Raw genomic sequence first — 13,392 nt, 5'->3', positions numbered from 1 at the left:
ATCTATTTTTCGTTTTCCATTTCTTTTAAAATAGCCTCCATTTCTTTTAAACTGATGTCATTTTTCTTTACAAAAAATGATACCATACTTTTAAATGAACCTTGAAAATAACCATCAACCAATTTGTTGATTGATTGATTACTGTATTCTGATTTCTTGGTAAGAGGAAAATAAATATATCCCTTCCCTTCCTGTTCATGGTCAACAAAACCCTTACTTTCTAAGATTCTTACAATGGTAGAAACCGTATTATATGCCGGCTTCGGGTCTGGTAATTCTTTTATAATGGCAGCAACATTGGCACGTTCTAATTGCCATAATATGTGCATTACTTCTTCTTCTGCTTTTGTAAGTTGCTTCATTTAACTAATTTTTTAGTTGAATTATTATAACAAATATAACTAAATATTTAGTTTAAACTAATTTTATAGTTATAAAAAACGAATCTTCTTTATTTTCGGTGCAATATGTTGGATATACTTTTAGGGAGTTATATAACGTTTTTCTAAGCTTTATAGGAAGGATGTAGCATTATAAAAAATGTAACAAATACTACGTATATTAGTTTTATAAATAATAAGACTTATGGATATTTTTCTTGTCGTTATCGGATTCTTATGTGTTATAACAGGTATTATCGGTAGCTTTTTACCTGTACTTCCAGGCGCGCCAATAAGCTGGGTTGGTCTATTATTGTTATATCTTACAAAAGTAATCCCAAACGATTGGTGGATGTTGGGAATAACTCTTATTATATCCATTGCTGTTGTTATTGCCGATTATATAATCCCCGTTGCTGGCACCAAACGTTTTGGAGGCAGTAAATATGGAATGATAGGCACAACGGTTGGTCTTATTGTGTCTATAGTTTTTCCAATTCTAGGATTATTCGGAATTGTAATATGGCCTTTTGTAGGAGCTTTTATAGGAGAACTTATAAATAAAGCAGATAGTAAAACAGCACTAAAAGCAGCTTTTGGATCTTTCCTTGGCTTTTTAACAGGAACTTTTTTAAAGTTAATAGTGGCTTTAGCCTTTTTAGTAATTTTTGTAGCTAAAGTCTGGGAGTATAAAAGTGTATTGTTTTAAGTGCTAAGTAGAGAAAGTTAAACATACAGAGTATGATATTGTTTTTGACTCCACTTAGCATGACTATTATCTATTTTAACTTTTAATTGCTTTTTAAAAAACTGAATGCTTACTACTTTACAATTTCAAATAATAAAAACTGATTTATCTGCGGATTCAAGGAATTAAAATTATTATCGGAAATCAATATCAAAGTCTTATTTCCATTTGGAAGTGTTGGTCCGTAGCAAATCCCTTCGATATTATCAATTGTGTTCTCTTGTAATCCTTTTCTAATACTTTCTAAATCGAATGCAAGCTTTTTACTTACTGGTTTTAATCTGTTTTCAGCTAAGTTATGAGTATCCAATGTATTCTCACTGTTAGAAGGGTCTACCTCGTATATTTTAAGTCCGTTAGACTCATCTCCCCAACCTGAGGAATAGGAACGCTCCAATACTAAAAATTTCTTATCAGAAATCGCAAATAAGTCAGAAAGTCCGTTTACAGCAAAGTCTCCTTTCGGTGCTTTTTCAATCTTATCAAGCGGATATATAAATTGAAATTTAGGCTTTTCCGATTTCCAATCGTAATAGGTAATCCTTACAGGAGAATAATTCTCTTTTGTAGTTGGCTCTTCTCCATCAGTTTCTAATGGTAATTCTGTTCCTACCCAGAAACCATTATTATCTACACTCTTCGTCAATCCTTCAAAAAGACCATTATGTCGAGGTTTTGCTTCGCTTTCAGCATAAAAATAAGAAGGGATTTCATAGCTATTTATAAAGCTACCATCTACCGTAACCTTAAAAATAGAAGGGTCTCTACTAGTGTTAATACTACCTTCACTAGAAACTAAAACAGCATCTTCTTCAGGATGATATAAAATAGATTCTAAATCTAAAAATGTGGTTTCAGTAAAGGGATCATCAGGCTTAAAGAAAGTAACATCAGTAAAAATAACGGTATCTATTTTCTTATTATTGATATTAATTTCAGCAGTATAAAACCTTGGATTTCTAGAGTCGTCACAAACTAAAAGATAGTTGTCTTTATAATTATCAATTCCAGAGAGTCCACCAACCTCAGCATCTGCAATTACTACATTTGCAGGGAAAATATATTCATCTAAAAACTTCAATTTTGTGTCTGCAGTAGGTTTATTTTTTACTGAAGAACAACTAGCTAATAAAGCTATAAAGCAGGTAAATAAGATATTTCTTATTCTCATCATCAAATCGGTTTATTGATATTAGGCTGCAAGATAATTTAATTTGATTTATTTTTAATGATATGTAATGTGAAGAAATAAATATGAATTATAAATAATGTACTGAAAATGAATGATAAAAATAATGATGAAAAGGCATTAATTACGGTGGAAGCTTATTTTGATGCTTTGTCTAAAGAAACCAAGCAAGTCCTAAGAGAATTAAGGGAATGTATTTTAGAAGTTGCACCAGATGCTACAGAATTAATAAATTATAATATTCCAGCCTATGCATTGATAAAAGGAGGTAAAAGAGAACAGCAAATTATGATTGCAGCCTATAAAAATCATGTAGGATTGTATCCTCATCCAACAACAATGGAAAAATTTGATTCCGCATTAATCGGATTTAAAAAAGGAAAAGGCTCTGTGCAGTTTCCTATAAATAAACCATTGCCAAAAACACTAATTAAAGAAATGATTAGCTACCGAATGAATTTATTAAAAGACTAAAATTAATAACGAATAAAGCTGTTTGATATTTGTTTATCCAGCTACGTTATTGGGATTGTAACCCATATATGGAACATCTTTTTCAATAAACTTAATATCGTGATTTTCTAATTCTGATAAAACAGGCTCATAAATATCCCTATGAATAGGAATTACAACTCCAGTTGCAGTAATCTCTTTATTTAAAATTTTTAATGCTGCGATTCCTAGTGGTAATCCTACAGTTTTTGACATTGCTGTATACGTTTTGTCTTTACCAATAGTAACCATACTCGAATCTATCTGATGCTTTTTACCATCTAAAATATATCCGAATTTATGATACATTACAATCATATCTTTATCGGTTTCATCGAGTAACCAATGATCTTCTAAGATCTTTTGTAATGCTTGAGCAGGTGTTGCATTTTTTATTCCTATCTTTTTTGTATCATCAAATAAATCGAGTTCCATTAATTTATCCCACATAATATCATCTTGATCTATCTTTAAGTAATGGCGCAGTTTCAATTCCACCGCATCGGTAGGTGAATATGGTAAAAAGGAATTTACAAATTGACGATAAGACATGTTTTCAGACTCTTTAATAGTGAAAGTATCGTCTGTCATCCCTAATTGAACAAACATATTCCAAGCTTTAGAAAAACCAACTCTACGGATGGTTCCACGGTATAATGTTAACACATCATCTAGGCCATAAGCAGTTCTATATTTTAAAGAATCTCGGTTTGCATAGCCTTCAAACTTCCCATAACCCTCAATCTCTAAAAATTCTGTTCTCCTAAAAAGTTTATGATATGGTATGTATTTATAGTTTCCTTCTTGGATAAACATAGCTGCACCGCCCTGCCCTGCTACAACAACATTACGAGGATTCCAAGTAAACTTATAATTCCATAAATTGGTGTCGCTTTCTGGAGCTACTAACCCGCCAGTAAAAGATTCAAACAATATTACCTTGCCACCTTTGTTTCTAATATTATCTAGTACTTTCATGGCACTCATATGATCTATCCCTGGATCTACCCCTATTTCATTTAAAAAAATAAGTCCCTTCTTTTTAACCTTATCATCCAAAGCTTCCATTTCTTTACTTACATAAGAAGCTGTAACCATATTTTTATCATACAATAAACAGTCTTTAGCAACTTCTATATGATATCTTGCCGGCAGCATAGAGATTACCAAGTCTGCTTTTTTTATAGCATTTTTCCTTTCCTCTTCGTTAAAAATATCTAATTTTATGGCAGTGCAATTGGGCTGTTCTTTAAGCAAGCTTTTAGCATTGTCTAAATTGATGTCCCCCACTAGAATATGTAGCTTTTCCGCATTTGCTTTTTCAATTAAAAACTTAAGCAAATAGGAAGTTGATTTTCCAGCACCGATTAATAAGATAGTACGCATAAGAGAATTATATATAATTATTTCACACTAATGTATTAAAATGTTATAAGTATAACAATTAAATAACTAAAGAATTATGAATAAGGGATTATTAGTAGCAGGAGCAGTATTAGGATGTTTAGCAGTAATATTAGGTGCTTTTGGAGCTCATGCGTTGAAAAATGCATTAGATGCTGAAGCAATAAAAACGTTTGAAACAGGTGTAAAATACCAAATGTACCACGCATTACTTCTTCTATTTGTTGGAGGGAGCTCTTTTTTAAGTAATGGTACAAAAAACACCATCCTCTATCTTGTTGTAATAGGAATTATTTTATTTTCAGGTTCTATATATGGATTGGCAACCAATGCATTGACTTCTTTCGATTTTAAAAAGATAGGTTTTGTTACTCCAATTGGTGGAACACTACTTATTATCTCTTGGGGAATTTTAATCTTTAAATTCATGCGCCTTAAGATTAATTGATACATAAAAAAATACAGATTTGAATAAAATCAATTTTTAAAGTTTGAAATAGAGCGATATTCATTATTTTCATCTTTAACAGTCTTTAAAAAGTCTAACATTTCCTCCGTGAGCAACAACTGATTTTGTTTTTCCCAAAAATCTGGATTGTAAGGATATTCTATTCTAAAAATATCTTTTTTAACTGATACATTAGCTTTTGTATTTAATTTTTTAAAGTTGTCCTGAGTAGTTAAAATATACACACACGTATACATGGAAACTTTACCTGTGATAGCATTAATCACTTCTACTTTTGCACTAATTCTTGCATTTTTTAGGAAATACTTACCATCTTCATTTTTTTGAAAAAAACTGTTCAAATCAAAATATGTTGTCCTAAAGAAATAATCTTTACTCTTATATAAAACAGAAATTGGAGCTTCAATTTTTCTCTTTGCCTCTAGAATAGCCCTGTTTTTGCTATCAAAAACATAATAGCCCTCATTAATTTCATTCTTTAATTGTGAAATTGAATCTTTAAATCTAAAATGAATTTTAGTAATGTTATCTTCAATTGGCTCCGTATTAATTTCATAAATTTTATCATTAATAGCAATAGAAACCATCCAATCAAAGATCTGTTTAAAACTGTTAAAAATGAAGTCTACTTGTTGTTCCTTTAGACCTGCCTTTCTTAAATTTAAAAGCTCCACTTTATAATTCCTATTAGGCATTTTATTTTGCTCTGTAGAAAACAATTGTTTCCTTTTTAATTTTCCAGAGAGATCTTCTAATTTTAATATAGAATCATTTTTTTTTAATAACGCACGCATTGTAAAAAGCTCTTCATAAGTAGTATAAGAATATTGTTTATCTAAAGTGCTTAAAGCATCTATGAGTTGCTTTCTTCCCTCAATTAATACAATCTCGTCTAGTTTAAATGAGGTTTCATTTAAAAATATAGTATCCCTTTTATGAAGTAATTGAAAAGTACTATGGATTGTTTGGTAGCCTAATTTTTTAATTATAATGGAATCTCCTTCCGAAGTAAACAAAAAAGAACCATCAGTATTAGTGGTGGTATAATTATGTACATTGTAAATGTCTACAAATTCTACTGGATTATTAGTTGCACTATCCAAAATAATACCCTCTAGCTGATTTTGAGAATTAATAAATTGAGAAATTAGAAATAAAATAAAAAATAACCGCATGAAATAACTTTACTTAATATGGCAGTTTAATTTACTATAAAAGATTTAATTATTTATAACAATACTTAAATAATAATCAATGTTCTTAATTCAGTACGAATATTTTTTGGTATGATACATCAGTTTAATAATAAGTATAAGAACAACAACATGCTTTTACGATAATATTTACTGCTGTTAAGGTTGTTTAAGCTTTAAATATGGATCTATACGATTAACTAGAATTAGTTTAAAAGATAGGTTTTATTACTCCAATTAGTGGAAAACTACTTATTATCTCTTGGGGAATTTTAATCTTTAAATTCATCCGCCTTAAGATTAATTGATACTTTTTTGATAAACGTTAAGTAAAATTTTGCTTTAGCGTTAAATATGCTCATAAATTGATAAAAAACTCCAAACTCAAACGTTGTAGTTGGATATTTTTTTTAAATTTGTGCTAGCTACTAACAACAATACAATAAAATGACGGTGGACAAAACACTTGTTACGCAAACGATTTCGTTAAAAAAGTACGGAATTCTAAATGCCAAGGTTAATTATCAATTAAGTCCTGAAGAATTGCACGCCATCACTTTAGAAAAAGGGATGGGGAAAGAAGCCTCTTCTGGAGCTTTAGCTATTAATACTGGTAAATTTACAGGACGATCTCCTAAAGATCGATTTATTGTAAAAGATGACATTACAAATGATAAAGTATGGTGGGGAGATATAAATCTACCTTTTGATGCTGATAAATTTGACGCTCTTCAAGAAAAAGTTACCAATTACTTATCGGAAAAGGAACTTTATGTTCGCGATTGTTACGCTTGTGCAGAAGAAAATTACAAGCTAAATATTCGCGTGATCAATGAATATCCATGGAGCAATCTATTTGCTTATAACATGTTTCTACGACCTAAAAATAGTGAGTTAGAAAACTTTAATGCAGAATGGACAGTTATCAATGCGCCTGGATTTAAAGCAGATCCTGCTACTGATGGAACAAGACAAGAGAATTTTGCTATTCTTAATTTCACAAAAAAAGTTGTTCTTATTGGAGGAACTGGTTATACTGGTGAGATTAAAAAAGGGATTTTTTCAGCCTTAAACTTCCTACTTCCTGTATATCAAAACACCTTACCAATGCACTGTAGTGCAAATGTAGGGCCAGAAGGAGATACTTCTATTTTCTTTGGCCTTTCTGGTACGGGAAAAACTACACTTTCAGCAGATCCTAAGCGTAAACTTATAGGAGATGATGAGCATGGATGGACAAAAGATGATAGTGTATTTAATTTCGAAGGAGGTTGTTACGCTAAAGTAATCAATCTATTAGAAGAAAATGAGCCAGATATTTATGGCGCTATTAAGAAAGGAGCACTTCTAGAAAACGTTATTTTAGATGCAAATGGGGAAGTTGATTTTAATGATACTTCAATTACTCAAAATACAAGAGTTAGTTACCCAATAAATCATATTAAAAACATACAGAAACCATCTGTTGGAACTACTCCTAAAAATATATTTTTCTTAACTGCTGATGCATTTGGAGTTTTACCTCCAATAGCTAAGTTAACACCTGGTCAAGCAGCTTATCATTTTATTTCTGGATATACAGCAAAAGTAGCTGGTACAGAAGCAGGAGTTAATGAGCCAGTGCCATCGTTTTCTGCGTGTTTTGGAGCGCCTTTTATGCCATTACACCCTACAGCCTATGCTGAGATGCTAAGTGAGAAAATGAAGGAGTCTAATGTAAATGTATGGCTAATTAATACAGGTTGGACTGGCGGTCCTTATGGTGTAGGAAAGCGTATGGCTTTAAAATATACACGCGCAATGATTACTGCCGCAATGAACAACGAATTAGGAGAGATAAATAAAGAGAATTATCATATTCACTCGGTATTTGGTTTAGCACAGCCTAGGACTTGTCCTAATGTGCCAGATGAAATATTGAGTTCAAGAAAAACATGGAATAATGATGTGGGTTATTATGAAAAAGCACATCAGTTAGCAGCAGCTTTTAATGAGAACTTTAAAAAGTATGCGTCTTATGCTAATAAAGAGACAAAGGACGGCGGTCCTTTGGTTTGATATTATTTTATAGGAAGGGAAACCTTTCGAAGCTTGCCAAATAGTTAGTAAAAAAGCCTCTGGATTTCCAGAGGCTTTTTGTTTATTGGTATGTAAAATACGTTTACTTCTTATTAGCTTTAGCAATGTATTTTTCTAAAGCCATGGTCATAGAAGGTGTCTCCGGAGTTGGAGCTTCTATATCGATTCTTAAACCTGCTTCTGTAGCAGCTTTTACAGTTGTGTTTCCAAAAACTGCAATTCTAGTATCGTTTTGTTCAAAATCTGGAAAATTCTTTAATAAAGATTCTATTCCAGAAGGACTAAAGAAAACTAGAATGTCATAATAAACATCTCTAAGATCAGAAAGGTCGCTTATTACAGTCCTGTAAAGAATTGCACGCTTCCAATCTACTTTGAGTTCGTTTAATGTTTCAGGAATTAATGGTTTTAATACGTCTGAAGAAGGCAATAAAAACTTTTCGTCTTTATACTTCTTAATAATAGGCGCTAATTCCTGAAAAGTACGCTTACCAACATAAATCTTACGCTTTCTGTATACAACATATTTTTGCAAATAGTATGCAACAGCTTCCGATTGGCAAAAATACTTCATCGAATCTGGGACTTTAAATCGCATTTCATCAGCAATTCTAAAGAAATTATCCACAGCATTTCTACTGGTCAAAACAATAGCTGTAAACTGTGCTAAGTCAATTTTTTGCTGTCTTACTTCTTTTGCATTTACTCCCTCTACATGAATAAAAGGTCTAAAATCAACCTTTATTTTTTGCTTTTCAACCAGCCTTAAGTAAGGAGAATTTTCCACTTTTGGCTCTGGTTGTGAAACTAAAATTGTCTTAACTTTCATAAATATCCGTTAGTTTGAAGCCTTATCAATAAAATAAAATTTTATTAGTATCAAATAAGGGGCTATTTCTAGCGTGCAAAGATACAAAATAAAATAAAATAAATATTTTCCTATTAATTTTTGATGATTTCTTAATATAAGGACTGTAGAAATAAGATTCAACGAAAGAAAAACAGCTATTATTAAAAAAAACATAATGTTACCTCTTAAATCACTGTAAATGAATAAACTAATTAAAGGCAGTAAAATTAAGGAACATAGATTTCTGTACGTAACTTTATGAAAATGGAAGCTTTCAACAAATGGAATAATATCAAAAATTGCTGCGATAATTTTCTCTACATAAAATTTAAAAAGAATGAAGAGAAAAAGAAACGGTAATATCAACATTGGATTCAATGTGAATGGTATTTTTAAGTAATCTATAGTAATCCAAACAATTAGAGAAAAACATACAAGTTGTGGGATAAACAAAAAGAAATTAAAAACACTGGTAGATTGATTGGGTTCCTTACTATAAATTTTTAAGTACTTGTAATTAACAAATAGTAATATAAACGCTTGAAACTTCTGCTCATTAATTAACTTAGCAATTGATAAACTCAATAGTGCAGAAAAAAGCAATATCGTTTCTGTAGTATGAAAATTGGTATGTCTTAAAACTTCGTTCACTACTTATCTAGCTTTATCATTTCCCCTTGAAATCCAGCATATGCTCCGTTATTAATAATTCCCATTCTAAAATATGTAACTGGTGGAATTGTAACTGTATCTGGAATTTTTATATTGAGAGTTACTGTTTCATCATGTTTTATAGCTTCTGAAGAGGTTTCTACTAGTAACGGAAACTTCTTAATATCTCTTTTATATTTATCATAAAACACGGCTGCATACTTCAATGAATCAGTTGGAATAGATTCTTTATAAGGGTTATATAATTCAGCAGAAAAATGTAACGGAATCTTATCATTAAAAGTATTTTGAGGAATTACAATCTTCATTTTTTTATAAGTTTTAAGATTGTCTATAAAAGTACCTCGAATTTTATGTTCTTTAAACTCTCTAATTACAGAGATTGTAGAATCTATTAAATATTTATGATTTCCAGTAAGATATGCTACTCTCTTTCCTCGTACTTTAAATTCTGAACTATCTAAATCAAATTGATTTTGTCTAGCATCTAAGTCATTAGAAGAAAAAACAGTTGCTCCGTCAGAATAAAAACCATACATACCGGCGTCTCTATAAGAATTATGGAAAACTACAGGAATATCACCCACTTTGTCTTTTAATTCTGTAACCCAGTCTTTATTTCCATAAGATTCATATTTAAGTGGAGATATTGGCTGATACATAAGCGCAATTCTTAAATAAGATATTAATACTAAAGAGAAAATACTAATTCTAAAAAGCCATATTCTGTATTTAGTATGTGTATAAGCATATCTTAGAGAAAAAATAATTAAAGGAATTACCATTAAAATTACCCATTGTGCTTGTGTTTTTCTAGAAAAACTTGAAAAAAGGAAAAATATAAAAACGCCATATCCTAAAAACTTCAAGGCGCTATCAAACTTATTTTTTGAAGGAAATTTATAAAATGCCCAATACATAAGTGGAAATCCTAATCCAGCAACTGCAATACAGTTTACTAAATAATTTGTTGTAAACTTAATTCTGTAAGCGCTATTAGCACGTTCAAATAAATGATACTTTAGAGGAGCGTAATCTACTTCATAAAGCCATAATAAATGAGGTGTATAAAGCAATAAAGAAACGATTACTGCTAACCAGAATTTTCCTTTTTTTAAGATGGCAAGATTAGAGATAAATACAAAACCAATAAGGAGAATCCCATGATATTTACAATACATTACTCCAGCCATACTAATACCTAAAACAAGAACAGAAAGAAGATCTTCCTTAGTAAGAAAACGTTTATAAGCCCATAAAAAAAGTAAGCTAAAAGAAAGTAAAGCCGTATCAGGAAGGATCATAAATCCGTAGGCTGTCATTAAACCAACGCTACTTACAAAAGCTATGTAAAGCCACGTATATTTATATTTCTTATCTGTATCTATTAGTAACCACAATAAAATCACATTAGCAGCATATAAAAATGGAGATGCCAATCTAACTCCGAGTTCACCATCAAAAATATGAGTTCCAATATTCACTAATAGTGCAACCATTGGAGGATGATCAAAATAACCCCAACTTAAGTTTTGAGCGAAATACCAATAGTAAGCTTCATCGAATATTAAACCTGTATATGCACTTTGAACAAGGTTAATAAGCGTAACTATTAATACAAAAGCAAAGATTATTTTATTTGAAAGTGCCTTATCAATCATAACAATTTTCTAGATATAGGTAAAAATACGTAATTATAAAGTTGCAAAAATCCTTAAAATCAGCTTAAAAAACTAAAAGATATCGCAAATACTTTTTATTAAATGCTATTTTTGTGTCTTGAAGAAAGAGAACATGCAATCAGATAGTTTAGTAATTATCCCTACATATAACGAGATTGAAAATATAGAGGCTATAATTACCGCTGTATTTGAGCTTAAAAAATCTTTTCATTTACTTGTTGTAGATGATAATTCTCCTGATGGTACTTCCCAAAAGGTAGAAGAATTACAAAGTAAATATCCAGGTATTTTACATCTGGAGGTACGAAAAGAAAAATCTGGCTTGGGTACGGCTTATATCCATGGCTTTAAATGGGCATTAAAGCACCATTATGAATATATTTTTGAAATGGATGCAGATTTCTCTCATAATCCGCGGGATCTTATTCGTATTTACAATGCATGTGTTAGTGAAAAAGCCAGTGTAGCCATTGGTTCACGCTATGTAAATGGAGTAAATGTTGTAAACTGGCCGCTACGAAGAATATTACTTTCTTATGGAGCGTCTGTTTATGTAAAACTGATTACAGGAATGAAAATTCATGATCCTACTGCTGGATTCATGTGTTATAAGCGAGAAGTTATCGAGAAAATCGATTTAGATAATATAAAATTTATTGGGTATGCTTTTCAGATTGAAATGAAATTTAAAGCCCATAGACATAAGTTTAAAATGATAGAAGTGCCTATTATTTTTAAAGACCGAACGCTTGGAAAATCTAAGATGAACGGAAAAATTATTAACGAAGCTGTTTTTGGTGTCCTTTCATTAAAATGGAACAGTCTTTTTAATAAATCCGCTTAATCCAAGTATCAGAAATAATAAAAATAGCTACTACTAAGTAAAAAATAAGAAATGCAAAGAACTATTATAAAAAACGCCACTATTGTAAACGAATTTCAAGTATTTGAAGGAGATGTATTGATTGAAGGGGAGTTTATAAAAAAAATAGGAAAAGACCTTTCTGCTGAAAATGCAACGGTTATCGATGCAAAAGGGAAACTCTTAATGCCTGGAATAATAGATGATCAAGTGCATTTTAGAGAACCTGGTCTTACACATAAAGGAAATATTGCTTCAGAAAGTAGAGCCGCTATTGCTGGAGGTGTAACTACTTTTGTAGAACAACCAAATACCAATCCGCAGACGGTTACTATTGAAAAGTTAGAAGAAAAAATGGAAATAGGAAAGCAGACCTCCTTTGCTAATTACTCTTTTATGTTTGGTGGTACGAATGATAATTTAGAAGAACTTAAAAGGCTAGATAAAAATGCATGTGCTGGAGTTAAACTTTTTCTAGGGTCTTCTACAGGAAATATGTTGGTAGATAATGAAGAGGTTATCGAAAATATTTTTTCTAATACTGAACTTGTTATTTCTGCCCATTGTGAGGATGAAACAACTATAAAAAACAACTTAGAAAAATATAAAGCAGAATTTGGCGATGATATTCCTTTAAAATACCATCCTATAATTCGTAGTGAAGAGGCTTGTTATTTATCTTCATCAAGAGCAATCGAATTAGCTAAAAAAACAAATGCACGCTTACATGTATTTCATGTTTCTACAGCAAAAGAAACAAATCTATTCAGAAATGATATTCCATTAGAAGAAAAAAGAATTACTGCAGAAGTTTGTACACATCACCTTTGGTTTTCTGATGTTGATTATGCTGAAAAAGGAACGTTTATAAAGTGGAATCCAGCAGTTAAAACAGCAGCGGATAGAGATGGACTTTGGGAGGCTTTATTAGATGATCGTATTGATGTTTTAGCAACCGACCATGCGCCACATACTTTAGAAGAAAAACAAAATATATACACCAACGCTCCTTCTGGTGGGCCTTTAGTTCAACATACGTTAGCAGCACTTTTAGAAAAAGTAAAAGAAGGTAAAATATCTTTGGAAAAACTGATTCAGAAAATGTGTCATAATCCTGCTATTCTTTTTAATGTTGAAAAAAGAGGATATATAAGAGAAGGCTATTATGCAGATTTAGTTTTGGTTGATAGAAATAGTAATTGGACTGTAAATAAGGATAATATCCTTTACAAATGTGGATGGTCTCCTTTTGAAGGGACTACTTTTAGTGCGCAAGTAACACATACATTTGTAAATGGAAACTTAGCGTACCAAAACGGCAAAATATCCGATAAAAGAAATGTAAAGAGGCTAACTTTTAATAGAGCTTAAT

General features: G+C 31.0%; 13 protein-coding genes. 6 read left to right on the top strand and 7 right to left on the bottom strand.

Annotated elements, in window-relative coordinates; translation table 11 throughout:
• Positions 1-2: 2 nt before the first annotated feature.
• Entirely contained in the window at positions 3-362 is a 360-nt protein-coding gene (locus tag ACN0TY_RS03015) for a BlaI/MecI/CopY family transcriptional regulator (RefSeq protein ID WP_236957565.1), read from the bottom strand.
• A gap of 223 nt (positions 363-585) precedes the next feature.
• On the opposite strand from ACN0TY_RS03015, the gene ACN0TY_RS03010 reads away from it, so the two are divergent.
• Positions 586-1,089, top strand: a complete 504-nt coding sequence (locus ACN0TY_RS03010) for a DUF456 domain-containing protein (RefSeq protein WP_417443312.1) — start codon at positions 586-588, stop codon at positions 1,087-1,089.
• Between the two features lie 112 nt (positions 1,090-1,201).
• Here ACN0TY_RS03010 and ACN0TY_RS03005 read toward each other — a convergent pair whose 3' ends face one another.
• Positions 1,202-2,302, bottom strand: a complete 1,101-nt coding sequence (locus ACN0TY_RS03005; protein ID WP_417443311.1) for an esterase-like activity of phytase family protein — start codon at positions 2,300-2,302, stop codon at positions 1,202-1,204.
• 105 nt (positions 2,303-2,407) lie between these two features.
• Here ACN0TY_RS03005 and ACN0TY_RS03000 point away from each other — a divergent pair, with 105 nt between their 5' ends.
• A complete protein-coding gene (locus ACN0TY_RS03000) occupies positions 2,408-2,791 on the top strand; it encodes an iron chaperone (protein WP_417443310.1) in 384 nt (127 codons plus the stop codon).
• 33 nt (positions 2,792-2,824) lie between these two features.
• On the opposite strand, the gene ACN0TY_RS02995 is transcribed toward ACN0TY_RS03000, so the two are convergent.
• On the bottom strand, positions 2,825-4,195 hold the full coding sequence (locus tag ACN0TY_RS02995; protein ID WP_417443309.1) for a saccharopine dehydrogenase family protein: 1,371 nt from the start codon (positions 4,193-4,195) through the stop codon (positions 2,825-2,827).
• 76 nt (positions 4,196-4,271) lie between these two features.
• On the opposite strand from ACN0TY_RS02995, the gene ACN0TY_RS02990 reads away from it, so the two are divergent.
• Positions 4,272-4,661, top strand: coding sequence for a DUF423 domain-containing protein (locus ACN0TY_RS02990; protein WP_417443308.1), 390 nt, complete (start codon positions 4,272-4,274; stop codon positions 4,659-4,661).
• Between the two features lie 29 nt (positions 4,662-4,690).
• On the opposite strand, the gene ACN0TY_RS02985 is transcribed toward ACN0TY_RS02990, so the two are convergent.
• Complete coding sequence (locus ACN0TY_RS02985) at positions 4,691-5,857, bottom strand: hypothetical protein (RefSeq protein ID WP_417443307.1); 1,167 nt, start codon at positions 5,855-5,857, stop codon at positions 4,691-4,693.
• Between the two features lie 465 nt (positions 5,858-6,322).
• On the opposite strand from ACN0TY_RS02985, the gene pckA reads away from it, so the two are divergent.
• Complete coding sequence (pckA, locus tag ACN0TY_RS02980) at positions 6,323-7,933, top strand: phosphoenolpyruvate carboxykinase (ATP) (protein ID WP_417443306.1); 1,611 nt, start codon at positions 6,323-6,325, stop codon at positions 7,931-7,933.
• Between the two features lie 103 nt (positions 7,934-8,036).
• Here the strand turns inward: pckA and ACN0TY_RS02975 are convergent, their stop codons facing one another.
• The 3 genes from ACN0TY_RS02975 to ACN0TY_RS02965 are packed head-to-tail and all read right to left on the bottom strand — an operon-like array spanning position 8,037 to position 11,137.
• Positions 8,037-8,783 (bottom strand): uroporphyrinogen-III synthase, encoded by a 747-nt coding sequence (locus tag ACN0TY_RS02975; protein ID WP_236957558.1) that lies wholly within the window; start codon positions 8,781-8,783, stop codon positions 8,037-8,039.
• 9 nt (positions 8,784-8,792) lie between these two features.
• Positions 8,793-9,455 (bottom strand): DUF4271 domain-containing protein, encoded by a 663-nt coding sequence (locus ACN0TY_RS02970; protein ID WP_417443305.1) that lies wholly within the window; start codon positions 9,453-9,455, stop codon positions 8,793-8,795.
• Positions 9,455-11,137 carry an ArnT family glycosyltransferase gene (locus ACN0TY_RS02965; RefSeq protein WP_417443304.1) on the bottom strand — a complete coding sequence of 561 codons (1,683 nt, stop codon included), beginning with the start codon at positions 11,135-11,137 and terminating at the stop codon, positions 9,455-9,457. Before ACN0TY_RS02965 ends, ACN0TY_RS02970 begins: the two co-directional genes overlap by 1 nt.
• Positions 11,138-11,270: 133 nt before the next feature.
• Between ACN0TY_RS02965 and ACN0TY_RS02960 the strand changes: the two genes are divergently transcribed.
• Together ACN0TY_RS02960 and ACN0TY_RS02955 are read left to right on the top strand one after the other, a co-directional pair.
• Positions 11,271-12,002 carry a polyprenol monophosphomannose synthase gene (locus ACN0TY_RS02960; RefSeq protein WP_236958055.1) on the top strand — a complete coding sequence of 244 codons (732 nt, stop codon included), beginning with the start codon at positions 11,271-11,273 and terminating at the stop codon, positions 12,000-12,002.
• 51 nt (positions 12,003-12,053) lie between these two features.
• Positions 12,054-13,391 (top strand): dihydroorotase, encoded by a 1,338-nt coding sequence (locus tag ACN0TY_RS02955; RefSeq protein WP_417443303.1) that lies wholly within the window; start codon positions 12,054-12,056, stop codon positions 13,389-13,391.
• Position 13,392: the final 1 nt, after the last annotated feature.

The organism is Joostella sp. (assembly GCF_048266025.1).
GTDB classification, from domain to species: Bacteria; Bacteroidota; Bacteroidia; order Flavobacteriales; family Flavobacteriaceae; genus Galbibacter; species Galbibacter atrarenae.
Note: the sequence above shows the minus strand (reverse complement) of the source record. Positions and strands in the feature narration are given on the sequence as shown.